The sequence below is a fragment of the Rhizobacter sp. P2_H2 genome (assembly GCF_056403375.1).
In genome coordinates this window covers 1-756 of sequence record NZ_JBFUFP010001670.1, presented here as the reverse complement: position 1 = coordinate 756, position 756 = coordinate 1, and the positions used below count along the sequence as shown (strand labels likewise).

At 60.7% G+C, this 756-nt stretch carries 1 protein-coding gene; it reads left to right on the top strand.

Annotated elements, in window-relative coordinates; translation table 11 throughout:
- Positions 1-107: 107 nt before the first annotated feature.
- Positions 108-500 (top strand): DUF6896 domain-containing protein, encoded by a 393-nt coding sequence (locus AC1D15_RS35505; RefSeq protein WP_477829783.1) that lies wholly within the window; start codon positions 108-110, stop codon positions 498-500.
- Positions 501-756 lie beyond the last annotated feature (256 nt).

Genomic DNA, 756 nt, shown 5'->3' with positions numbered 1-756 from the left:
CGTTGCCGCGCCGACTCGTGGGACAGTTGCTGAGGGCGTCGCGATCACAGCAAAGGGTTCTGAGAATGCGTTGACCCCTTCGATTAAAAGTTCAATGAGATCATCAAATGYGCGAACCAACCATTCTCATTTCATTTGCGATGCTGCAGCGTCGACTGCTTGAATGCCTGCAAATGCAACATCCCGACTACTTTGTCGGGAAGTGGCTTCTTGGGGCGCGCTCCAGGGCTGCGGTGAATATGGATGGAGAGATCTGGAATGTCTTGAAGCATGGGGCCGGAATCATGTTCAAGCGCCACGAGCCGAAACCAGAGCTAGTGGTGGATGTTCACGCAGAAGTCAACGCTGCCGACCGAATTGATGCGTGGCGACTGCAGCAATTCCTCGAGTCAACAGGAAAGCCTGTGGAGTTCGATGAAGCTGAGGCGATGCTCCGGCAGGCGCGAGCCGCGGGTGAACTCGTCCAACGCGTTGATGGAGGCTACGCGCTTCGCAACTGACAAGGCTGAGGAGCCAAGGGAGCCTCTGCAAAACCGGCCCGAGCCTTGGACAGGACCGACGCGGGGCAGATGGCCGAGATGCTCAGCATCCACGTGCGTCCACCCGAGCGTGAGCTTCGGTGCCCGCGGCAGCCGCAGGGCGAGGTTGTCGAGCACGGCGTATGGCGCGCTGGTGCTCACCACCACCGACGACCAGGGCCGCACGCGCCGCGAGGAGAGCAGCGTCGAAGGGCGCACGATCCGCATCACCGACCCG